Consider the following 22,913-nt stretch of genomic DNA (forward strand, 5'->3'; position numbering starts at 1 on the left):
GAGACGTGCTGGCATTTTTTATACTTAATTTTCTGGCTTACTGTATTTACTTATTGTTACACATTGTGGTTATCTCACGCCCACCTACTTAGCAGAACGTTTGCATCAGTTAGGTGTGAACCCTAATGAACTAGATGAATTATTGTAACTCTAGGAGTATTTTCGTATACACAGGATAATTTTCTGCTTTTGAGGAATCACCTGTATTGAAAACTTTGATAGTTGATGCCGAAGTAGCTATCAAATAACAACGTTGGCTCCCATAAAGATTAATTTTTGAGAGCGATCGCATATTTGGCACTTGAAATATATATAATATTTACCTTCGGCAAGTCTATGGCAACCTCAGTTCTCTGAAAAACCATGAAGTCACCCTATATGCTTACTGTTCCCCAAATCAGTGCCAATTGGGTTACTAGGGGCAAAATGTCGTTCAGATGCCAATCCCAAAGGTGATGCTCTGAACACTTGCAGATATTACCGCAGACACTGTTTCTGTTCCGACTGCTAAAATACCTAAGTATGGATAGTACGATCGGACTATTCAGATAGAAGTTGTTTATTTGGTCACACAACGCCCTCAAAAGATTGTAGAAAAGTGTATTTCCTTGTGTTGATAGTGGTGCTAACCTCAATTTTAAGGATGTTATCAGTCTTTATCTGCTAGAGTTTCTGACTTTCAGCAAACTAGATAATCTATCAACAACAAAATCGCTAGGAGTGCGATGAGATGTCACAGTCCCATACCACAAGACCAGAAATAGCATCTGGAACTCTAATTGATAACCGCTATATTATCCAAAAACTTCTGGGACAGGGAGGATTGGGGCGGACTTACTTGGCATTTGACACTCGGCGGTTTAATGAAGCTTGTGTTCTCAAAGAATTTGCACCCATTGGTACAGGGGAAAATGGACTAGAACAATATCGCAACTTATTTAAAAGAGAAGCAAAAATTCTTCATCAATTGCAACATCCTCAAATTCCGAAGTTTTTGGCTTGCTTTGAAGGGGATGGTCGGTTATTTCTGGTACAAGAGTATGTTGACGGTAAAACATATTCTAGGCTGTTGGGAGAACTTCAACGTCAAGGAAGAAATTTTTCTGAAGACGAAGTTATACAGTGGCTAAAGAATCTGTTACCTGTTTTGGAATATGTCCACCACCACAACATTATCCATCGAGATATTTCTCCTGACAACATCATGTTACCTGATGGCGAGGAGATGCCAGTGCTGATTGATTTCGGTGTTGGTAAGCAAATTGCTGACATGAACGAGGCGAAAAGTTCTAACCATCAGGTAACATTTGTTGGCAAAATGTCCCTTGTAGGTAAAGTGGGATATGCTCCCCGCGAACAGATTAGCTTGGGTTTATGTTCGCCCTCCAGTGACCTTTATGCTTTAGGTGTAACAGCTATTGTACTGCTCACCGGTAGAGATCCATCTTTACTAATGGATCAATACTCACTTGAATGGAACTGGCGTTATTATACTTATGTTACTGATGAGTTCGCTCAAATACTTGATTGCATGTTGGCAGACAGACCTAACAAGCGATACCAAACAGCTAAGGAAGTTATTCAAGATTTAGAGCGGATTGGAGAACTAGAAGAAGTGGCGATATCTCATGCAATAATACCTGATGATTTGCCTGCCACAATATTTAATCCTGAGTTTCAGGCTATGTCGGCAATATCACAGTCATACAACCAATCTATAGAAACAATTTTTAGTTCGCCTGGTTTACCTATTAGTCCACAAACTAAGCCAATTGAACAACAACAACCTTCGCTCCAAACAGGATTTATCAAACATTGTCAGCAACAGTTAGCCTACCACATCGGGCCGATGGCAAATCTGATTATAGATGAAATATTATCTGAAAATCCTTACATTCCACCTGACCAATTCGTTGAACTTATAGTAAGACAAATTCCTGACTCTCAAGCAGCTTTTGAATTCAAAAAAAGCTTATCATCATAAATATTTGGAATCATATTAATTTAGAAATAATATTAAATTCTTTAATTCAATTATAGTGTTTTAACTTAATAGCAATTCAACGCCACCACTATAAATGGCTGCATCTAAATTTCCGTTATAAAACTTAATCACGAATTACGTAAAGCCTGCGGCATAGCTCCGCCTAGAGCGTAGCCGTGGCAATTCAGCTAGCGTCATTACGAATTATTTTAATCCCCTATACTTCCCTGAGTACGTTTGATTCTCTTCATTGCCATTTCTAAACTTAACTGCATCCGTTTAAAGGCTTTAGCTAAATTACCGATTTCATCATTAGACATCTGCTCAAATTCAACTTCCATGTGTCCTGTACTAACTTCTTCAGCTACGCGAGTCATACGTTTGAGAGGTATAACAACCTGTCGATTCAAGAACAAGTTAACTAACAAGATCGTTGCTATAAAAATAGTTGATACAATTAGGATAATTACCAAAGAAGACTGATTGGCTTTGCTGATGACATTATTCGCTGGTACTGATATAATCTGAGCGCCGATAATTTCATTCAGTTTCCATCCAAATCCATTAGCTGTACCATAAAGAGTAATCATACTTTGAGGTGCAGCTTCGGGTACGCTATGACACTTAAGACAGCTTTCTTCAGAAATTGGTAATGGACGAGCAATATAAAAGATATCCCCTCCAGGAATTGAGCGAAATCCACTCAGTTCTTTAAGGTCTGATTTGTTTCTAAATTTTTCGACAATTTCCGTCTCAAAACCGTCAGCTTTATCCCGAAGATTTGTAGGATTAAGAGTTGCTTCTTTATAAAAAAAGTCACGATAATCTGCTGTTTTTCGTAAAATCTCAAATACTTCCCGCGCTGAGTATGCAGGCACACTTTGCGGCAAAAACTCTGTTGCCAATTTATCAGCTAGCTCTGGATTAACTTGAGTACTGGTGTATTTACGAACAGAACTCATGGTTTGCATGAGCATGAGTCCAGTTGAGCTAATATCTTGTTTAGCATTCTCCCTAAGCAGAGAAGAAAGAGCAAATCCACTCAAGCTCAAACCGAATGTCAAAATTATTAGTAACAAAATTGTAAACTTTTGTTTCAAATTGAGATTTTTTAGCATAATTACAGATTACCTACAAGTCAAATTATTATGAACAAATATAGCGAAAGTCATCGTTTACTCTACTATTATCAGTCAATTCTGATCTTTAGGTATAAAGGCATCGTTTAGCTAAAACTATTAGGGTATACACAACTTTATACTATTAGTAATTATTGAGGTTAATGAAAATGTTCTCTAAGTAACTCAGTCCCAAAAAGCTACAACAGCGATTCAAATTGAATTCCCAAAAATTCGTATTGGCTGTTTAAATACTGTGCCAAAATAAATACCAGCAATTGTCAAATATTACTAATGGTGTGGAATGCAGGAAAGTCTTTATTCGGGGGACGCTACATTATCGAAAGCCAACTAGGTGAAGGCGGAATTGGCATTACTTATCTTGCCAGAAATCAAGGGAATCAACTGCGAGTGATTAAAACTCTCAAAGAAGAAATCCTGAACCACCCCGCTTGGATACTCCACCGAAACAAGTTACGGCAAGACTTTCGTGATGAAGCAGTTAGGCTGGCTGTGTGTCACCATCCCCATATAGTAGAAATAGAAACCATCTTCGATGATGCAAATTTTCCTTGCATGGTGATGGAGTACATCGAAGGTGAAGACTTAGCACAGTACCTAAGACGGGTTGGAGTGCTATCAGAAGCAGAAGCACTGCTGTACATTCAACAAATTGGCGATGCTTTGACACTAATCCATTCTAAAGGATTGCTGCATCGGGATCTCAAACCACGCAACATTATGATCCGCATTGGAAAATTAGAAGCAGTGTTGATAGACTTTGGCATCGCTAGAGAATTTATCCCCAATGTAATCCAAAGACATACAGTGTATCGTACTCCTGGTTTTGCCCCACCTGAGCAGTATGAATCGGAAGCGCCGCGAGGAGAATACATTGACATCTACGCCTTAGCCGCTACTTTATATAATTTGCTTACCGCAGTGATACCGACGAACGCAGATGATAGACGACACAATATTAATTTAGAACCACCGCAATATTTTAATCCCAATATCAGCAATAGGGTAAATCAAGCTATTATGTGCGGCATGGATTTGGAGTCTACTTATCGTCCCCAGTCTGTGCAGGAGTGGTTAGATTTATTGGGCACTGATACTAGTAGAGATATAGCACCAGCAACATCTACCCTGGTAATAACACCTAGAGTCAAATTACCTCCACCTGTTGTATTAGATCAACAGAATTGGCAGTGCGTACAGACCATCAAAGGTCATTCTAGTATGGTTCATGCGATCGCCATTAGCCCAGATGGACAATTTATTGCCAGTGGCAGTAATGACCATACTATTAAACTTTGGCAACTGGGTACTGGCAAGCTAGTGCGTCAAATGGGTCGTTGGTCTTCTGGTCATTCTAGTATGGTTCATTCCCTCGCCTTTAGCCCCATTTCAGCAAAGCTTTCTTATCAAGGAGAGTCAGGCAAATCTGCGGGAAACACAGATTTGAACTGGGGGATCTTGGCTAGCGGTAGCTGGGATAATACGATCAAATTATGGGATGTAAACACAGGGAAAGAAATTCGCACCCTGACGGGTCATACCAACTGGGTGAATTCTGTTGCCTTTAGTCCAGATGGCAAGTTTCTCGCTAGTGGCAGTGCTGACTGGAAAATTAAACTGTGGCAGGTAAACACTGGTATAGAAATCCAAAGTCTCACCGGCCATTCTGACTCAGTTTCGTCAGTAGCTTACTCTCCGAAAATACCTGTAACTAACAGCCAGGATAGACAACTGGTAGCTAGTGGTAGTAATGACTACACTATCAAACTGTGGCAAGTATACACAGGCAGAAACATCGCTACATTAGTGGGTCATTCTTTCTTCGTCAACTGTATCGCCTTCAGTCAGGATGGGGAAATTATCGCCAGTGGTAGTGGTGACAACACAATTAAATTGTGGCATGTAAACACAGGCAGAGAAATTCGCACTCTCACTGGTCATTCTGATTCGGTTTGGTCAGTTGCTTTTAGCCAGGATAGGCAATTTCTCGCTAGTGGCAGTTGGGATAACACTATCAAACTGTGGCATTTACACAGTGGTAGAGAAATTAGCACACTTATCGGACACTCTAGCTATGTTCGATGCGTCGCCTTCAGCCCAGATGGCCAAACCCTAGTTAGCGGAGGTGATGACGATACTATAAAAATTTGGCGACGGGGGTAGTAAATAATTTGTAATTTATAACGTTGAGAATGACGTGGAAGAAAGTAGTCAAAATATTCTTAAAAGTAATGCGTAAGCAGAATATATAAGAAGGTCAATTTACTATCAGAGTGTTACCTGTCATTGAGCCACGGCTAGAATTCGATTAAACAATATAGGAATCCGGTTTGATTTCTGAAAATATCCGTAGGATGTGTTAGCGATAGCGTAACGCATCAAACCCTTGAGAATAGTGCGTTACGAACTCCGTTCTAACACACTCTACAATACCTAATTTCGTTCAAAAATCAAATAGTAATCCTATATCAAACAAATTCAGTACATATTAAATTAAGGATAGGCTCAAAATAATGAAAATATTTGCGCTAATACCGAAAAATTTTAACCTAAGCAAGAAACTGACTACCCTAATGCTCACAATTTTTTTGGGAGGGATTATTGTCAGTAGCGTTATTTATTATAATATTCTCCTTGGGAATGCTAGGAATGAACTAAGTACACAATCTAATGTACTCATCTCAACTATGGACTCTGTTCGGAAGTATAACCAGGATAAAGTGAATCCTCTGTTAGAGAAGCAATCAGAAGAGAAAATTTTATTAGAGTCTATTCCTTCCTACGCTGTACGTGGAGTATTTGATATTCTTATTAATAGCTACAAAGATATATACGGAAAATATCATTATAAAGATGCGATGATTAACCCGACTAATCCCAAGGATAAAGCTACAGATGAGGAGATAAAGATTATAAAGAAATTAAGCCAACAAGATAAATTAGCGGGGCAAAATCAAAATATAGATCAAGGTTTTCTCGTGATAAATGGAGAAAAGATTTTTTATACTGCTCGTCCTCTCAAAATCACTCAAAGTAATTGCTTGAACTGTCATATCAGTCTAAATAATTCTCCTAAATCATTACAGATTTACTATGAACAAAATAAATATGGAGCTAATCAAGGGTTTGGCTGGGAATTGAACAAAATTATCGGTACTAAGATTATTTACGTCCCTGCTGATCAAATATATAAAATTACCAATCAAAATTTTCTCATCATTTTAGGAATTTTTACCGGGATTTTTGCTATGACTATATTCTTAGCAACCCTCTGGCTGAAACAATATGTTGTTCAACCTCTTAATCGAATAACTGAAGTTGCAGAGGCAGTAAGTTTAGGCGACATGGATGTTCAATTCAATAAACACTCAAATGATGAGATAGGGCGTTTAGCCGATGCTTTTATGCGCATGAAAACAAGTTTAGAAATTACCCTCAAAAAGCTTGTCAAACAAAGAGATCGCAGTCACGATGAGCCATCATAGATTTTCCTTGAACTGTTTTGCATTTTGAGGATTGGGAATTTCGGTAGATAGTAACTCAATCAGTTGTTGTGGTAGTATTCGTGGATGTTCAGCGAGAGTATCCTCCATAATAAAACGTGCCACTGGTCCAATATAACGGGCGAGTTCTCGTTGACAACGCTCTAAAAATGTTGGGTCAATGGCAGTGAATGTTTCGGTTGTTGATTGAGATTTTTGAGCGATTTCAATGCTATTTGAAAAAACCTCTCGCTGTTGCTGCAACTCTTTTATCAGTGGTGTCAATTGAGCTGCGATGGGGGCTATATCGTCGTTTTTAACTTCTAAAGACTTTTGAAAACTATTAACTTTCTCTCGTTGTTTTTTTAGCTCTAGCTGTTTGTTTCTTTCCGCTTCTTGTTGTCGCTGTCTTTGAGAATCTTCTTCTTTGACTTGATTTTGATCGTTAGCTTTTATCTGAGTGAGAATCCGTTTTTCAATTTGCTCGGCATCCTCAGATTTAATGCCTAAATCCCTTTGACGAAGCTTCAAAGCTTCTTTGCTTTTATCACTAAGGGGATACTCATGTTGAATTATCTTAAGGAAAGTTTTCTCGTATCTTTGTAGATTTTCCTTATACTTTTTATAAGGTGCAAAAGCGCGGGTTTTTAATTCGTCAGCTTCTTCAGGAGTTAATCTCAATTCTTCTCGAATTTCATCTAACGTATCTTGTGCAGGGATAGATATCTCTCCATCAAAAGATAAAATCTCCTCAACCTTCTTAAGATATCGATCCTGTGCTGTTTCCTTGTCCTTTAGTTCTTGCTGGCGCTGCTCAAATAAACGTTCAACTACTGTACGAATTCCCTGAACCACATCCAATAAGGCTTCGTTTGCATTTGTCCAAGTAGTTATCGGCTTTGCATTCTTGGGAAAAGCTTGGTATTTGCTGAAAGGAAGCCATGTCCAGTCACAGGGTTCTAAGATAATGGGGACGACTATCGCTTCTCCAGCCTCATGCCGCTTAATTGCCTGTTCCATTTCAATTTCAGAGCAATAATTTGAGAAAATAAAATCAGGGCTAATCAACAGCAAGATTATGTCAGCTTTGTTCAGGTTATCATCGATTTGCTTTGCCCACTCCATCCCTGCTTCAATTTTGCGATCATGCCAAGCCTCTATCACTTTTTGCCGCTTTAGGGAAGCTAAGTGCTTATCTAATTGCTGCCGAAGTTCTTCATCTCTATGTGAGTAGGAAATAAAAAGTTCAACCGATTTACCTGCCATGTTATTACAACTCCAGAAGGTGCATTATTTAAGCTGTCCGTTCACTTATTTCGATCTAAGTTTTTAAATTACTGACGGTGTTTTCAAACTTTCTCAAAACTGTGTAGGGTAGGCCGTTGTATACATTGCTATTAGCTAGTTCATTTGAACTATAAACAACGAATAAAGAGGGAGATGAAGTTTTTCCTACAAAACTTGGAACCCTTCTCAGGTATAGGTATTCTAAAATTAGAATATATATTTAATTAAAAATGAGCGAATAACTACATATATACCAAATGCTAGCCCTTAGCTACATATTGGCTTGATGACAATTCGGAAAAGTACAGAAAATTTTTTGCCTTTACTTAATTCAGAGCAGTATAAGCATTAATTATAAAATAGGTAGTCTATAGCACTTTAATCTATGCAAGTGTGATTAGCGTAGGCTAACAAAAACCGTAGGCATCACTCTTTGGGAAAAACTTTTTGTTTTACTGATAATTCATAATCTTTTTGCTGAGTATGGTTCAATAGTTTTAAACCTACAGATAGAACTGCGATCGCTCAAAACTTGTCACAATAATGACGGCAGAAAATATCGAATCGATTATCTAAACCTTGACAACCGGGCGCGTCACCCACGATTATCCCATAACTATTGAAGAAGCAACAGAAATGGGGCTGCCCATAACTGTCGGGCTGCCCCATTCTATTTACGATCTCATGGATTTGTACCCACAGCCACAAGGTGGGCGACCCAGCGTACAGTACATTCCTATACCTTACAATGACCCCCGTCGAATTCTACCTATGCCCAAGGGCAGACCCTTAGAAGAACCAAATCAGATAGTTTGATGGGTTTTGGCGTAGGAGTTTTTTGTGACGATTAAGGTGTAGATGTTGGCGTAGCAGTTGGTGTAGATGTTGGCGTAGCAGTTGGTGTCGCCATTGGTGTTGCCATTGGTGTAGCAGTTGGTGTCGCCATCGGTTTAGCCGTTGGTGTCGCCATTGGCGTAGCCATCGGTTTAGCCGTCGGTTTAGTTGTTGGTTTAGTCGTCGGCTTAGTTGTTGGTTTAGTCGTCGGTGTAGGAGATGGTGTAGCCGTTGGCTGACTGAAGACTGTCTTTGCTTCTTCATTCAGCTTTTGGCGGAGTGCTAAATTAGCAATCCCAGTTTCTTGCAACTGATATTTCTTCTGATACACCTTTACTGCGGCTTCCATTTGTGGGCCATAAAAATGATCGCGCGGTAGGGGAGGATTAGGCTTAACTACTGCATTCAAATTTGTTTTCAGAATTTGAACGATGTTAGCAGCATAAGCTTGGGTTTTTGGCCCTGCTATCCCATCAGCTGGTTTTAGCTTATAACCTGTTTGAAATTCACGAATTGCCTTTTTAGTTTCCTCATCCGTCAAAGCACCATTTGTTACCTTGACGTTATAGCCTAACCCTCGCAACACAGCACGGAATTGCTGGGGCGTGTAGCTACGTTGAGAGGCTGCGAAACCTGTGTCTGCAATTACTACACTAGCACTTATCAGGCAAGTAACAGCAAAAGTCGCGCTTGATTTTCCAAACCCACACCACATATCTGAAAACTCCTTTGGATTAAATCAGCAGGATTATAAATGTTAACAGCTGCATTTTAAGTTTGTTTAATAACTTTTTTCACAGTTTTTTAATGATTTTTGAATAATTTGTAATTTATTTTTGCCAAAATTGCACTCTGCACAAAAAAGCATTTACGTCATCTATCAAAATAAGTATTTTCTACAAACTGAGATGCGGCGGTTATGATTTGAACCGAATATATTCTTTGAACACTAAATTACGGTATAAACGCACATACATGCATTAATGTCAACTTAAGCCTCCGTGAATTACCTTCGCGGCTATATAAACCCAGGAGAAAAGGCTTGGTTAAGAGAAAATTAACAAGGGTTAAAGCCCTCTTAGGACTTACGCAAAAGTACACGCGGTATAGGCAGAGGGTACTGCGTTGGAGAACTCGTAGAGTAGCCGCTTTGCGTCTACCGGAAAATCAATGTTTGGGCTATTTTTTGCGTAAGTCTTACCTTTATTTACAAGTATCCTTTTAACGTTAAGTTCACATAGATACACATACATGCATCTTTACTGAGTCTATTTAAGTGCAAATTGCTGTACTTGCTTGAAAAGAGACGAAAATTAATAGATGAAAGAGCTTATATTCAAAATCTCCAAAAAATGAAAGACATAAAATCTTCTAAGCGGCGTAATCTTTGGTTTGAAAGAATTATGGCAATTACTGCCACAGTAAATTTAGGTTTAGTTGTGTTTGATTTAGGTTACGTACCTTGGCGAGATTTCTACTTACGAAAACTTCCCCAAGTTATTCAGATTTACGATCCAATAAAAGGTATTGAACCCCATCGAGACACAAAAAGTTATCTAGAAACAGTAGACGTATTAGAAGAACAAGTCAGGCAAACAGGATTAGAGTCTTCTCAGGTAAATAGCAGGCTAATCCAAATAAGTCGTCTTAGCAGCGAGATGATTGACAGTAACCCCTTTGCGGGAGTGAATAAAAGTGGAACTCTGGAAAAAATCAAAAAGCGGATGCGATCGCACATCGGTAACGAATCTGCAAAACAGTCCTTTGCCACTTTTTGGAGTCAGCCTTATTTATCACAAAAGGGCTGGGATCAAGAAATTAAATTTTTTAACGAGAGCATCCGCCCTTTGATTGCCTCTAACTACTACCGCCAAATCGGTGAAAATGGCGAATTTGTTGATAATTTCTGGATTCTTGACTTACCCTTTGTGATTTTATTCGGCCTAGAATTACTGGGGCGTAGCTTCTTGATCAAACGCCGACATCCTGGTTTAAGCTGGTTTGAAGCACTATTGTGGCGTTGGTACGACCTACTTCTAGTAGTACCATTTTGGCGGTGGTTGCGAATCTTGCCTGTATTAGTCCGCCTCGATCAAGCGCATTTATTGCATCTCCATCCAGTGCGGAAGCAAATTCATCAGGGGATTGTCGCCAATTTTGCCGAAGAACTCACAGAAGTTGTAGTGGTAAGGGTAATTAACCAGGTTCAGGGTTCAATTCAGCGAGGTGAGTTAACCCACTGGCTCTCACAACAAGAAAATTTACGTCCCTACATAGATATTAATAATGTGAATGAAGTAGAAGCGATCGCCAGTCTTTTGGTAAAAACAATTGTTTACCAAGTGTTACCTGATATTCAACCTGCGATCGTTGCCATTTTGCGCCACAATATCGAAACCGTCTTCCATCAAGTCCCCGTTTACCGCAACCTCCAGAATCTCCCTGGACTTGGACAGGCCCAAACCCAGTTAAGCGAACAACTTGCGACCCAAATCACAACTAATCTTTACAAAACTTTAGTTAGCGCTGTTGAAGACCCCGTTGGCGCAAAACTCACCAGTCAACTCGTGCAAAGCTTTAGCGAAGCCTTGGGTTCTGAAATCAAGGAAAAACACGTACTTTCCGAAATTCAGAGTTTACTTTTTGACTTCTTAGAGGAAATCAAAATCAACTACGTCCAGCGTTTGTCTCAAGAAGACATAGATCAAATTATCGAGCAAACCAGGCAACTACGCACACAAGCATCAGTTCCAGCAGTCGTTAAAAAAAGCACCGCTCTCCCAGAAATACGGGAAGGGTAGAGGGGGCAGAGGGCAGGGGGAGTAGGGGAAGCAGGGAAAGTAGGGGGAGAAAGAATAATGCCCAATCCCCAATACTCGACTATCCATTAAATGCGCTAAACTCGAATGAGGGCGAACCATCATTGATTCGTCACAAGACTTCTTGGAAGATATACCTATCGCAGGAAGTGGGTCAGTGCCCACTTTTTTTATTGAATTCTCACATGGCTCATCCTTTAGTTCCACAAATTATTGATTTGGCGACACCAGTAGCAGAAGAACTGGGATTGGAAGTGGTTGATGTGGTTTTTCACACTCACCAAAGTCCACCAGTGTTGCGGGTAGACATTCGCAATCCTCAGCAAGAGACCGGATTGAATGATTGCGAGAGGATGAGCCGTGCTTTAGAAGCCTCCTTAGATGCTGCGGAATTCGTTCCAGATGCCTACGTCTTGGAAGTGTCTAGTCCTGGTATTTCGCGGCAACTGGTAACAGACAGGGAGTTTATTTCCTTTAAAGGATTTCCTGTCATTATCTCCACAACGCCCCCCTACGAAGGACAACAAGAGTGGATTGGTCAGTTGATTCGCCGGGATGAGACAACACTTTACTTAAACCAAAAAGGTCGTGTAGTCGAAATTCCCCGCTCCCTAATTACGAAGGTGCAGCTAGAGGAGCGCCGATAAACAAAGGGCTAGGGCTTAGGAGTTAGAGACTAGAGACAGCTTGGCTAGAGGCTAGAGGTTAGGAGCTAGGAGCTAAGGGCTAGAGGTTAGGGATTAGTAAAAAGCTATTCTCTAATCCCTGGCTCTAATGCGTAGTTTTCAGTCCCCAGTCCCCAGTCCCCAGTCCCCAGTCCCCAGTCCCCAGTCCCTAATTTTTAAAGGAGATTGCTTATGTCAATGGTTACTTTACCTGGATTAAAAGAATTAATTGAGAGTATAAGTCGTGAGCGGAATTTACCCCGTCTTGCAGTTCAATCAGCTATAAGAGAAGCACTACTCAAAGGCTACGAACGTTATCGTCGCGCCCAAAATTTAGAACGCAAACAGTTTGACGAAGATTATTTTGAAAATTTTGAAGTAGAACTAGATATTGACGGAGAAGGATTTCGCGTTCTTTCCACCAAAACCATTGTTGAAGAAGTCAATAACACAGACCATCAGATATCCCTAAACGAAGTTCAACAAGTAGCTCCTGAAGCGCAGTTAGGGGACTCTGTTGTACTGGATGTGACTCCCGACCAAGGAGAATTTGGTCGGATGGCAGCAATGCAAACCAAGCAGGTATTGGCGCAAAAATTACGGGATCAACAGCGCCAGATGGTGCAAGAAGAGTTCCAGGATTTAGAAGGAACTGTTCTGCAAGCAAGAGTCCTGCGGTTTGAGCGCCAATCAGTAGTTCTAGCAGTTAGCAGTGGTTTTGGTCAGCCAGAAGTAGAAGCCGAATTACCAAAGCGGGAACAGTTGCCCAACGATAATTATCGGGCAAATGCCACCTTCAAGGTCTATCTCAAAAAAGTTTCTCAAGGTCAGCAACGAGGGCCACAGCTACTTGTATCTCGTGCCGATGCTGGTTTGGTAGTTTATCTATTTGCTAACGAAGTCCCAGAAATCGAAGACGAAGTGGTACGGATTGTTGCCGTAGCGAGGGAGGCAAACCCCCCCTCTCGTTATGTCGGCCCCCGGACTAAAATAGCAGTAGATACCCTTGATCGCGATGTAGACCCAGTTGGTGCTTGTATTGGAGCCAGGGGATCGCGAATCCAAGTGGTAGTTAACGAATTACGCGGTGAAAAAATAGATGTAATTCGCTGGTCGCCAGACCCAGCAACATACATCGCCAATGCCTTAAGTCCAGCACGAGTGGATGAAGTGCGTCTGATGGATCCAGAATCCCGGCAAACTCACGTACTCGTAGCTGAAGATCAACTAAGTTTAGCTATTGGAAAAGAAGGGCAAAACGTCCGTTTAGCAGCCCGCCTGACTGGTTGGAAAATAGACATCAAAGATAAAGCTAAATACGACTATGCAGGAGAGGATGAGAAATTTACAGCTGTCAGAGCAAAATATCAGTCAGAGCAAGAGGATGATGATCTTGAGTTTGAGGAAGAATTAGAAGATGAAAATCAGGACGACTTAGAAGAGGAGGATACTTTTGACAGTAATGATGACGAGTAATTACTCAATCTTGTAAAGTTTTGATAATGTTGATTGTAGTCTGCGTCTCAAGGAGTATTTCTTAGAAGACGGCTTGGTATAAGTAAAAAATAGTAATAAAAAACTTATTTTTACACCCAGAATGCTGGACTGCGATCGCAGAAAACTGATGAAACCAAATTATCGGCGCTGTATTAGTTGCCGGAAAGTAGGCTCCAAAAATGAGTTTTGGCGGATTGTCCGCGTCTTTCCATCGGGAAAGGTACAATTAGATCAGGGCATGGGGCGTTCCGCCTATCTTTGTCCACAAATGAGTTGCTTACAAGCGGCTCAAAAAAAAAATCGACTAGGGCGATCGCTACATGCATCAGTGCCAGAAACACTGTACCAAAGCTTGTCGCAACGTCTAGCCATCAGCAATACCCAAAACCAAATTTAATTGGAACAACTTTGTGACGTTATCACCAGAGGAATTGTGCGAAAGCCGAAGTCGTGCTTTTATCACACCCTCTATCGATCGTTAAGGTTAGTGCCAAAATAGTAAATGGGTGTAAAAGTCATTCGGCTCTCCAATAAAGTAAGAGGGGCGAGGCAACATTCCCAGAATCAAGATGTAATCGATTGTGTTGTGGAAGATTCAGAATCAACAAAACAAGAAACTACAAAATGGCAACCTGGTAGCGCTCAGGCGCAGTTCGGCATCAAGGGTTCCGATAAAAATCTTTTATTTAAAAAATTTTTATGGGTATCCCTCAACCATCATTCCTGGTGGGGATGCCATTATTAAACCGAAACATCTCTCTTTCCTGATTGGAGGCACCGGCAAAAACTAAACGGCAGTCTAAAAACAGTAATCCAAGGATGGAGATGTCGCAAACCAGGCAACCATCCGCTAAAACTGTAAATTAAAGGGGAAGAGTGGATGACCAACGGTAAAGTTAGAATTTATGAATTATCAAAGGAATTGAATTTGGATAACAAAGAGCTATTAGCAATTTGCGAGCAGCTCGACATCTCAGTCAAAAGTCATAGCAGCACGATTTCAGAATCCGAGGCAGAAAACATCCGGGCGGCAGCAGAAAAGCTTGCAACTACGAATGTGTCGGCCAAAAAGGAACTAGGTACAACCAGCCATAAACCAAATTCACCACCAAACGGCGGACGTAACCGACCTGCTGCACCCCACAAACAGCAAATTTTGGAAATACGCAAACCCACAATATTGAGAAATACTACCTCCAACGCCCCTGATGCGTCAGTTGCCAACAATACCCAAGCTGCCTTGTCTGAAGCTAATCCTCCCTCACCTCCACGGCCTTTTGCTACACCAGTCTCACCCATGAAGCCGGCAGCACCAACTCGACCTGTGCCCCGGACTCAATCTGAGACTCAAGAGCAACCTCCTGTCACCGACTTGGAACAAACGCCTAATCAAAATCAGGCACAGGAAAAAGTAGCATCGCAAAAACCAGAAAAAGTAGTTGCACCCAGACCGAAAGCGGAAAAACCGATCAAACCGCAATTAGCTGCCCCACCGCCAAGACCGGCGGCTGAAGTTGCCGAGGTGCAAGATGAGCAGGTGTCTCAAGCAGATAAACCAATTCTCATCAAACGCGACCAACGGGTAAAACCTGTTGAAGGCGATCGCGAACAAGTTAAGCCGAGAGTTGCCAAACTCCCAACTGACCAGTCTGCACCAGGCGCACCACAAAGACAGGCTCGCTCCACCCCTGCACCCACCAGACCAGAGCAGAGGGTCAATAGACCATCTGCACCATCAATAGGAGACGGGCCAAGACCAAGGCCAGCACGTCCTGGTGAAGGTGTAGCAGCCGCAATGCCGATCGCTACTCCACCCAGACAAATGTCAGGAATAGCCGGCAAATCTCAAGGAATGGGTGATGAGCCAGTTGCACCACCCGATCTCCTCGACTTGAAACGCCCAAGCCCACCTCGTCCGACCAAAGGCGGCAAGAAGTGGGTAGAAGAGGAAATAATCGACGAAGTTAAAGAGAAGGCTAAAGCTGGCGTTAAAGGAAAGCGGATCAAGCCGATACTGGACGATGAATTTGAAGAAGATTTGTTGGATGATGACGATATCGATTCACCAGCAACCGTCCAAGTTAGCCTTTCTATCGCTCGTCCTCCCAAACCAAAAGCAACTCGACCTGTACAGATGCCGGGTGTAAGCCTTGCTAGCGCCCCAACTGCTAGAGGAAGTAGGAAACCTGGTTCTAAATCTGGTTCTGGCCGTGACCATCACAATAACCGTCGCCAACAAGAAGCCGACACAAAGCGCGATCGCCCCGAAAAGGTGACGATCACAGGCCCCTTGACTGTGCAAGAACTGTCTGACGTTTTAGCGGTCGCCGATACAGAGATTGTGAAAATCCTGTTCCTTAAGGGTATGGCGGTGAGTATCACTCAAAATCTAGATATTCCCACAATTACCCTGGTAGGAAAAGAACTAGAAATAGAAGTTGAAACCGTCGAGCGAGAAGCAGAAGCTCGGAAAATTACCGAAATGGTCGGCGCAGAAGATTTAGAATATCTCCACCGCCGTCCGCCAGTCGTGACAATCATGGGTCACGTAGACCACGGTAAAACAACCCTGCTCGACTCAATTCGCAAAACAAAAGTGGCTGCTGGCGAAGCTGGTGGTATTACTCAACATATCGGTGCATACCATGTGGATATAGAACATGAGGGCAAACCACAGCAGATAGTCTTCTTGGATACCCCTGGTCACGAAGCCTTTACAGCGATGCGGGCTAGAGGAGCTAGGGTAACAGACATTGCCGTGTTGGTAGTGGCCGCTGATGATGGTGTGCGTCCCCAAACCATTGAAGCCATTAGCCACGCCCAAGCTGCGGGAGTGCCAATTGTTGTAGCCATTAACAAGATTGACAAAGAAGGGGCACAACCTGAGCGGGTGAAACAAGAACTGACCCAGTATGGTCTGACCGCAGAAGACTGGGGTGGTGAGACAATTATGGTTCCGGTGAGCGCCATCAGAGGTGAAAATCTAGATACGCTCTTAGAGATGATTCTGCTAGTAGCAGAAGTCGGAGAACTATCTGCTAACCCAGATCGTGCTGCCAAAGGAACTGTCATTGAAGCCCATCTGGATAAAGCTAAGGGAGCAGTTGCTACCCTCCTAATTCAGAATGGTACCCTGCATGTGGGAGATATCTTAGTAGCTGGTTCGGCCTTCGGGAAAGTCCGGGCGATGGTGGATGACAGAAGTAAGAGAGTAGACATTGCTTCTCCTTCCTTTGCTGTCGAGGTGTTGGGTTTAAGTGATGTGCCAGCAGCAGGCGATGAGTTCGAGGTCTTCCAGAACGAAAAAGAAGCCAGATCCCTCGCTAGCGATCGCGCCGATAGACAACGCCTATCACGCCTATTACAAGGTCGTGTTACCCTGACAACCCTGTCGGCTCAAGCCCAAGAAGGCGAGTTGAAAGAACTCAACTTGATCTTGAAAGGAGACGTACAAGGTTCCGTAGAAGCCATTGTGGGAGCGCTCAAGCAAATCCCGCAAAACGAAGTCCAAATTCGGATGCTCTTGGCTACTGCTGGGGAAATCACCGAGACAGATATCGATTTAGCAGCTGCCAGTAACGCTGTAATCATTGGCTTCAACACCACCTTTGCCAGTGGCGCTAGACAAGCCGCCGATGAAGCGGGTGTAGATGTCCGAGAATACAACGTCATCTACAAACTCCTAGAAGATATCCAAGATGCCTTGGAAGGTCTTTTGGAACCAGAGTTGGTGGAAGAACCCTTGGGTCAAACCGAAGTCCGTGCCGTCTTCCCAGTCGGTCGCGGTGCTGTTGCCGGTTGTTACGTTCAATCTGGCAAGCTAGTTCGCAACTGCAAAGTCAGGGTGCGACGTGGCGGTAAGGTGATCTTTGAAGGCGTTCTTGATTCCCTAAAACGGATGAAAGAAGATACTCGTGAAGTTAACGCCGGTTACGAATGCGGTGTCGGCATGGATAAATTCAATGATTGGGTTGAAGGTGACATCATCGAATCCTATCAGATGGTTACGAAGCGTCGCACTCTCACCTTAACGAGATAGTGTTAAGGGTAAAATGGTTAGAAGTTAGGAGTAATCAATTAGGAGTTAGGAGTTAAAGGCTGCTAATTCCTAACTCCTAACTCTTAACTCATAACTTTTTATTATGCATTCATTTCGCTCTGAACCTATTTTGTGGATTCACGTCGCTGGATTGGCGACGTTGCCTGTTTTTTTAGTCCTCTGCTTATTGTTTTTGTCTGTAGGCGAGCCGTTTTTGCCAGTTTGGATGGAGCTATTTTTAGTTGCCGCCATTGGTATTCTCCCTTTGCTATGGATGCAGTTACGTCGCCCTTTTTATATATTTGCTCTTTTAGGAATAGCCCTAAAGCCAGAAAATCTAACCGAACGGCAGCGAAAAATTCTCTGTTTAATTAATACAAAGTTAAATCGTATCCTGGCATTAGTGGCAGCAGTATTATCAGTTTGGGTGCTGTGGCAGCTTTACCAAATTGCCCCATTAGTAGCAAATTCAGCTAAATTTCTCCCACAATGGCGTAGCGTTGCACTATTGTTTGCGGGTTTAGCGTTTTTGGGCAGCAATCTATTTTTACAAATACCTGTGAGTGTAATGCGAGTTTTAGTGACTAATGACACAGAATTCGCTGGCATAGAGCCATTATCTTTAGAAAAGATTAAGCAGGATTTCACGATTTTAGGAGTACGGGTTAATCAAATCGTCCCCCGATTATTGCAATCCTTGTTTAGGATTAATACAGATTCATCACAGCCCTGAAAGTAATATTTTTTACTTGAAAAGGCTATAAATAAGCAGTAGCAGAGGCAGGGGAAGCAGGGGGAGAAAAAGTATTAATTATTGCCCAATCCCCAATGCCCCATTCCCAATGCCCAGTTAGCCTTGAAGTTAAAACAAAGGAATGAGGAACTATGGCTCAAATTCCAGCTTCTAGCGATCGCCAATTTTCTGCTGACACTGAAATTTGGTATAGTCTCAAATGTGCGATCTCCACCAGTTCCGGTTTTCAACGCTGGCAAGTAGAGCGTGATGCTCAATTACACGGAATTCGCTTGGAACAGCAAGTACAACGGTATTTAAGGGAAACTTTAGAAACTTTAGCTTATTAAACAGCAAATAAATCTTCTAGGGTTGTTTGTTCCCGGTGCGAAACTCGTCTAAACGCCAACTCTAAGCGATCGCTATCAACTTCCGATTCATTTGTAGAATTATTCTTAACGGGACTTAAACATTTTTGAGGCGAAAACGAGCCTCAAAGCTATACAGGACAAGGAAAATACACCAAAGGCTCAAAAATTATTGAAACCCAGATATATGAAGAAATTAGCCAACACGATGTCAAAGTTTCTCTCTATATACATTTAATAGTTTTTTCTGGCTAGTTTTTGTCTAAGTCCCATTAATCATTTTAATCAGCAACACCTCCACGTCTGGAATCGCAGAGAGAAAGTACTAAAACGCTTCATAAAGCCTGTCGCCCAAACAGCGTAGAAATAAATTGACTAATTTTATCTAAAAAAATACAATTACCAGCCTACCTATTCAAGACTCCATCTAAAAATACAGGGTTTATTTTCATCTACTGGCAAAATCCAGTTATCATCTCAATTAAGCAGACAAGGGTTAGACAAGTTGCTCAAGCAACTTATCTAACCCTTGTAAAATGCAGGCAAACTTCCTCGGTGATGTACTAGTAGAATTTTCTAAATCTAATATAACTAATGTATAAGTTCTGTGATGTATCTAAGGAAATTAGCTGAATCAGTGCTAATCATCCAGTATAGTTTTGCATGGGTTTTACAGCAGCTACAAAGCTGCTAGCTTTAACCTTGTTCTACATATCCTAATTCAGCACATCACAGACTCAAAAAATGAAATATCGGGGTTTTCACATTACTCTTGCGAAAAATTTTCGCCTTCTTTCTAGTAGTCATCTCAGATATACTTTGCGCGTGGGAGCCGGACTAACGGCTTTGCTTGTTGTTTCTAGTGGGTCAATATTACTACCGGGTGCGGTTAATGCTGGTGCGACTCACCGAGAAGGTATCGCTCCAACTCTCACAGCGCAAGTTCCGACAAGCGCCGCAGCGATTTACGTTAATCCCGCAACTGGTGCAGATAGTGCTGGTCGTGGTACAACGTCAGCTGCACCCTACAAAAGCATCAGTTTCGCTCTCAGTCAAGCCCAAGCAGGTACAGTTATTCAATTAGCACCTGGAAACTATAACCAGGACAGTGGCGAAACTTTTCCGTTATTGCTTAAACCAGGGGTAACACTGCGAGGTGATGAAGGTAGTAAAGGTCAGGAGATATTAATTACAGGTGGAGGTTTCTATACTAGTCGCACCTTTGCCAGACAGGACATTAGCATCCTTGCCGAACAAGATACCACGATTACTGGTGTCACCGTTACCAATCCAAATAGTCGGGGTACGGCTGTGTGGGTGGAGTCAACTAATCCCACTATCAAAAACAATACTTTTACTAACAGTGTTAGAGAGGGTGTTTTTGTTACGGGTACAGGCAATCCTAAAATTGAAAGTAACACCTTTGTGCAAAACAAAGGCAATGGGATTTCAATAACTAAAGCTGCTCAAGGAGAAATTCGGGGTAACTTATTTCAGGATACTGGTTTTGGTCTAGCGATCGGTGGCACTTCCACACCCCTAGTTGTGGAAAACCAAATCATCGAAAACCAAGATGGTCTTTTTATCTCAGAGTCAGCAAAGCCTGTATTGCGTAAGAATGTCATTCAGAATAATAAACGCGATGGCGTAGTAGCAACTGTTAATGCTCTACCCGACCTTGGCACCAACGAAAGTTCTGGTGGCAATCTTATCCGCAATAACACTCGTTATGATGTGAACAACGCCACTAAAAGCGGTCAAATAGTCGCTATTGGCAACGATATCGATCAGAAAAAGATTTTTGGATCAGTAAATTTCGTTGCTGCAACTGTTGATGCACCTCCTGGAGGGCCTGTTGCTTTTAAAGATGTGCCAGCAAATTACTGGGCAAAAACCTACATCGAAGCTTTAGCTTCTCAAAATATTATTGCTGGCTTTCCTGATGGCAGTTTTAAACCCAATGAACCTGTAACCCGCGCTCAATTCGCTACTATTGTCACTAAAGCCTTAACACCACCAAACAAACGCGCAGGTATTAAATTTAAAGATGTAGCAACCAATTTTTGGGCTTACGCTGCAATTCAATCTGCTTACCAGAGTCAATTTGTTGCTGGTTATCCTGATGGCACTTTTAAGCCACAGCAGCAAATTCCTAGAGTGCAGGTGTTAGTAGCTTTAGCTAATGGTTTGGGCTTAACTGCCAAGAATCAGAATGTCCTTTCCTTTTACACCGATGCTGCCCAGATTCCTAATTATGCGATCGCTCCTGTAGCTGCTGCAACTGCACGGCAACTAGTGATCAACTATCCTACAGCAAAGCAACTCAATCCTAATCGTCAAGCGACTAGAGCCGAAGTTGCTGCCTTTGTCTACCAGGCACTCGTCAATGCTGGACGTGCCCAAGCAATTCCTTCATCCTATTTGGTAACAGCTCAGTAAATGCCTACTTAGCAAATTGGAAGCGCCAGACTGATAATTTGTTAGTCTGGCGCTTCCAATATTGTGAGTTTTATTAATTTTGGGGGTTTTTAAACATAAAACTTGGGGTCTTTAAATATAGCTGACCCCGTTTCAACGAATTTCTAGTTTATTAGAGATTTTTGCAATCAGTAACTCGATGCCCAGTTTGGATTTAAACTGGTAGACTGCCTTCAGGAATTAGGATTTTTACCCGATTGGGGGCGTTGTTGCCCACGCTGTTCCCAGCGCCAGAGGAAGACCATTAGGGCAACGATTCCTACTTGGAGAGCTAAACTTGGCATTGCACTCTCAACATTGCGTCCAGCAAGGACTTGGAAGAAAAAGACGAATGCACCGAGTGAGCCAGAAGCAGCGAAAGCGATGTAGAAAAATTGTCGTAACCCGCGATAAGGAGCGGCTATTTCTGCTTTGAGGCTGGCATATTGTTCAGGGTTAAGGCGATTTTTAGGATTTTTATTTACCATGATTAAATCATGTTATACTCTTAGATTGTGTACGCCGATGTGGCTCAGTGGTAGAGCAGCTGATTCGTAATCAGCAGGCCGTGGGTTCAAATCCCATCATCGGCTTTGATAAAGGTATTCTTCAATAGTCAAGTTTGTCTACATACTTGACTAACTCAGATGTACCAAATTGATTGGGAGAGAGGCTTTAATAACTAATTTAACACCCCTGCTCCCATTTTTAAGTCAGGTAGATTATTGTAGCAAAGGAGTTTTGCGATTACCGTTGGTTGACGCATTGGCAATTGCAGCTTGAGTAGGTTGAGTAGTAAGAACCGCTACAAGTGGAGTAACTTTTGAAGTAGATTGTTTATTTCGTTTGCGATTAGATCCGCCAGCTTTGGAATACTCTATACTGTTTCTGCCGTAGACAGTTGCAATTCCACTTAGCATTCGTTCAGATATTTCGGAGAGAGTTTTATCCATCTGGGTTACTGTTTTACGCGATTCTTCCAGATTGGAAACCAGCGTATTATTAGCTTCTACCATCGCACGGGTAGTATTGATTAGGTGGTTGTAGGCTTCAATGGTTAACCCATGTCCTAAATCCAGATTTTCATCAATATAAGCAAGGCGAGACGAAGTTGGGCTTTGTCAACAGCAGCAGAACCACGAGTTTTTAAAGACATAACACATCCTTTTTTAATAATTCCTTTTTCAACATAGTGGAATATCTTTTTGCCTGAGATGGGTAGTTTTGTGGATTTATTTCATTAAAAGTTCAACGAAATAATTACGAGTTTGTCTGTGTTTTTACTTATTTTTCATATCGATTTCTTATTTTAGAATAAGTACAATCAGCAACAGTAATCACAAAATCTATAAATGCGAACCCCGAAATAACAAATGCGAACCCCGAAATAACAAATGCGTACCCCGAAATAACAAATGCATACCCCGAAATAACAAATGCATACCCCGAAATAACAAATGCGTACCTCGAAATAACAAATGCGAACCCCGAAATAACAAATGCATACCCCGAAATAACAAATGCATACCCCGAAATAACAAATGCGAACCTCGAAATAACAAATGCGAACCTCGAAATAACAAATGCGTTGGCGTAGCTCAACCCAGGT

Annotated in this window: 17 protein-coding genes, 1 tRNA gene and 1 pseudogene; 14 read left to right on the forward strand and 5 right to left on the reverse strand. The window is 41.9% G+C overall.

All coding sequences use genetic code 11. The features are described from left to right. The first annotated feature begins 730 nt into the window (after window positions 1-730). Entirely contained in the window at window positions 731-1,984 is a 1,254-nt protein-coding gene (locus V7K38_RS12305; protein WP_334858102.1) for a serine/threonine-protein kinase, read from the forward strand. A 209-nt stretch (window positions 1,985-2,193) separates the two neighbouring features. On the opposite strand, the gene V7K38_RS12310 is transcribed toward V7K38_RS12305, so the two are convergent. After that, window positions 2,194-3,102: a c-type heme family protein gene (locus tag V7K38_RS12310; RefSeq protein WP_334858104.1), complete on the reverse strand. Its 909-nt coding sequence runs from the start codon at window positions 3,100-3,102 to the stop codon at window positions 2,194-2,196. Between the two features lie 294 nt (window positions 3,103-3,396). Here V7K38_RS12310 and V7K38_RS12315 point away from each other — a divergent pair, with 294 nt between their 5' ends. Both V7K38_RS12315 and V7K38_RS12320 read left to right on the forward strand, forming a co-directional pair. Further along, window positions 3,397-5,286, forward strand: coding sequence for a serine/threonine-protein kinase (locus V7K38_RS12315; RefSeq protein ID WP_334858106.1), 1,890 nt, complete (start codon window positions 3,397-3,399; stop codon window positions 5,284-5,286). 350 nt (window positions 5,287-5,636) lie between these two features. Beyond that, window positions 5,637-6,608, forward strand: coding sequence for a c-type heme family protein (locus tag V7K38_RS12320; RefSeq protein WP_334858108.1), 972 nt, complete (start codon window positions 5,637-5,639; stop codon window positions 6,606-6,608). Here V7K38_RS12320 and V7K38_RS12325 read toward each other — a convergent pair. Beyond that, window positions 6,603-7,871, reverse strand: a complete 1,269-nt coding sequence (locus V7K38_RS12325) for a toll/interleukin-1 receptor domain-containing protein (RefSeq protein ID WP_334858110.1) — start codon at window positions 7,869-7,871, stop codon at window positions 6,603-6,605. The two genes, V7K38_RS12320 and V7K38_RS12325, sit on opposite strands and share 6 nt — an antisense overlap. A 573-nt stretch (window positions 7,872-8,444) precedes the next feature. On the opposite strand from V7K38_RS12325, the pseudogene V7K38_RS12330 reads away from it, so the two are divergent. Beyond that, window positions 8,445-8,708, forward strand: a pseudogene (locus V7K38_RS12330) (SDH family Clp fold serine proteinase); the annotation flags it as partial. Between the two features lie 31 nt (window positions 8,709-8,739). On the opposite strand, the gene V7K38_RS12335 reads toward V7K38_RS12330, so the two are convergent. Then, on the reverse strand, window positions 8,740-9,441 hold the full coding sequence (locus V7K38_RS12335) for a peptidoglycan-binding domain-containing protein (RefSeq protein ID WP_334858112.1): 702 nt from the start codon (window positions 9,439-9,441) through the stop codon (window positions 8,740-8,742). Between the two features lie 637 nt (window positions 9,442-10,078). Between V7K38_RS12335 and V7K38_RS12340 the strand changes: the two genes are divergently transcribed. The 9 genes from V7K38_RS12340 (at window position 10,079) to V7K38_RS12380 (ending at window position 21,286) form a co-directional block, all read left to right on the forward strand. Then, the gene (locus V7K38_RS12340) at window positions 10,079-11,527 is read left to right on the forward strand and encodes a hypothetical protein (RefSeq protein ID WP_334858114.1); all 1,449 of its coding nucleotides are present in this window, start codon (window positions 10,079-10,081) and stop codon (window positions 11,525-11,527) included. Window positions 11,528-11,730: 203 nt separating this feature from the next. Next, the gene (rimP, locus tag V7K38_RS12345; protein WP_334858116.1) at window positions 11,731-12,192 is read left to right on the forward strand and encodes a ribosome maturation factor RimP; all 462 of its coding nucleotides are present in this window, start codon (window positions 11,731-11,733) and stop codon (window positions 12,190-12,192) included. 210 nt (window positions 12,193-12,402) lie between these two features. Then, window positions 12,403-13,686 (forward strand): transcription termination factor NusA, encoded by a 1,284-nt coding sequence (nusA, locus tag V7K38_RS12350; protein ID WP_334858118.1) that lies wholly within the window; start codon window positions 12,403-12,405, stop codon window positions 13,684-13,686. Between the two features lie 148 nt (window positions 13,687-13,834). Then, window positions 13,835-14,104 carry a YlxR family protein gene (locus V7K38_RS12355; RefSeq protein ID WP_334858120.1) on the forward strand — a complete coding sequence of 90 codons (270 nt, stop codon included), beginning with the start codon at window positions 13,835-13,837 and terminating at the stop codon, window positions 14,102-14,104. 105 nt (window positions 14,105-14,209) lie between these two features. After that, a complete protein-coding gene (locus tag V7K38_RS12360) occupies window positions 14,210-14,452 on the forward strand; it encodes a hypothetical protein (RefSeq protein ID WP_334858123.1) in 243 nt (80 codons plus the stop codon). Between the two features lie 135 nt (window positions 14,453-14,587). Then, complete coding sequence (infB, locus tag V7K38_RS12365; protein WP_334858125.1) at window positions 14,588-17,746, forward strand: translation initiation factor IF-2; 3,159 nt, start codon at window positions 14,588-14,590, stop codon at window positions 17,744-17,746. A gap of 103 nt (window positions 17,747-17,849) precedes the next feature. After that, window positions 17,850-18,479, forward strand: coding sequence for a low-complexity tail membrane protein (locus V7K38_RS12370; protein ID WP_334858127.1), 630 nt, complete (start codon window positions 17,850-17,852; stop codon window positions 18,477-18,479). Between the two features lie 152 nt (window positions 18,480-18,631). Then, window positions 18,632-18,829 (forward strand): hypothetical protein, encoded by a 198-nt coding sequence (locus tag V7K38_RS12375; RefSeq protein ID WP_334858129.1) that lies wholly within the window; start codon window positions 18,632-18,634, stop codon window positions 18,827-18,829. Between the two features lie 762 nt (window positions 18,830-19,591). Continuing rightward, a complete protein-coding gene (locus V7K38_RS12380; RefSeq protein WP_334858131.1) occupies window positions 19,592-21,286 on the forward strand; it encodes a DUF1565 domain-containing protein in 1,695 nt (564 codons plus the stop codon). Between the two features lie 212 nt (window positions 21,287-21,498). On the opposite strand, the gene V7K38_RS12385 is transcribed toward V7K38_RS12380, so the two are convergent. Beyond that, a complete protein-coding gene (locus V7K38_RS12385; RefSeq protein ID WP_334858134.1) occupies window positions 21,499-21,792 on the reverse strand; it encodes a DUF3493 domain-containing protein in 294 nt (97 codons plus the stop codon). Between the two features lie 33 nt (window positions 21,793-21,825). Here V7K38_RS12385 and V7K38_RS12390 point away from each other — a divergent pair. Continuing rightward, window positions 21,826-21,897 (forward strand) — tRNA-Thr (locus tag V7K38_RS12390). A 129-nt stretch (window positions 21,898-22,026) separates the two neighbouring features. Here the strand turns inward: V7K38_RS12390 and V7K38_RS12395 are convergent. Then, complete coding sequence (locus tag V7K38_RS12395) at window positions 22,027-22,320, reverse strand: hypothetical protein (RefSeq protein ID WP_334858136.1); 294 nt, start codon at window positions 22,318-22,320, stop codon at window positions 22,027-22,029. Window positions 22,321-22,913: the final 593 nt, after the last annotated feature.

It is taken from the genome of Nostoc sp., assembly GCF_036917465.1.
Taxonomy (GTDB): domain Bacteria; phylum Cyanobacteriota; class Cyanobacteriia; order Cyanobacteriales; family Nostocaceae; genus Nostoc.

Excerpts from the sequence above, each read along its gene's own strand:
- V7K38_RS12370 (WP_334858127.1), top strand. The coding sequence starts at position 17,850 with ATGCATTCATTTCGCTCTGAACCTATTTTGTGGATTCACGTCGCTGGA.
- V7K38_RS12355 (WP_334858120.1), top strand. The coding sequence starts at position 13,835 with ATGAAACCAAATTATCGGCGCTGTATTAGTTGCCGGAAAGTAGGCTCC.
- V7K38_RS12320 (WP_334858108.1), top strand. The coding sequence starts at position 5,637 with ATGAAAATATTTGCGCTAATACCGAAAAATTTTAACCTAAGCAAGAAA.
- nusA (WP_334858118.1), top strand. The coding sequence starts at position 12,403 with ATGTCAATGGTTACTTTACCTGGATTAAAAGAATTAATTGAGAGTATA.
- V7K38_RS12340 (WP_334858114.1), top strand. The coding sequence starts at position 10,079 with ATGAAAGACATAAAATCTTCTAAGCGGCGTAATCTTTGGTTTGAAAGA.
- V7K38_RS12395 (WP_334858136.1), bottom strand. The coding sequence starts at position 22,320 with ATGGTAGAAGCTAATAATACGCTGGTTTCCAATCTGGAAGAATCGCGT.
- infB (WP_334858125.1), top strand. The coding sequence starts at position 14,588 with ATGACCAACGGTAAAGTTAGAATTTATGAATTATCAAAGGAATTGAAT.
- V7K38_RS12380 (WP_334858131.1), top strand. The coding sequence starts at position 19,592 with ATGAAATATCGGGGTTTTCACATTACTCTTGCGAAAAATTTTCGCCTT.
- rimP (WP_334858116.1), top strand. The coding sequence starts at position 11,731 with ATGGCTCATCCTTTAGTTCCACAAATTATTGATTTGGCGACACCAGTA.
- V7K38_RS12305 (WP_334858102.1), top strand. The coding sequence starts at position 731 with ATGTCACAGTCCCATACCACAAGACCAGAAATAGCATCTGGAACTCTA.
- V7K38_RS12360 (WP_334858123.1), top strand. The coding sequence starts at position 14,210 with ATGGGTGTAAAAGTCATTCGGCTCTCCAATAAAGTAAGAGGGGCGAGG.
- V7K38_RS12335 (WP_334858112.1), bottom strand. The coding sequence starts at position 9,441 with ATGTGGTGTGGGTTTGGAAAATCAAGCGCGACTTTTGCTGTTACTTGC.
- V7K38_RS12385 (WP_334858134.1), bottom strand. The coding sequence starts at position 21,792 with ATGGTAAATAAAAATCCTAAAAATCGCCTTAACCCTGAACAATATGCC.
- V7K38_RS12310 (WP_334858104.1), bottom strand. The coding sequence starts at position 3,102 with ATGCTAAAAAATCTCAATTTGAAACAAAAGTTTACAATTTTGTTACTA.
- V7K38_RS12325 (WP_334858110.1), bottom strand. The coding sequence starts at position 7,871 with ATGGCAGGTAAATCGGTTGAACTTTTTATTTCCTACTCACATAGAGAT.
- V7K38_RS12315 (WP_334858106.1), top strand. The coding sequence starts at position 3,397 with ATGGTGTGGAATGCAGGAAAGTCTTTATTCGGGGGACGCTACATTATC.
- V7K38_RS12375 (WP_334858129.1), top strand. The coding sequence starts at position 18,632 with ATGGCTCAAATTCCAGCTTCTAGCGATCGCCAATTTTCTGCTGACACT.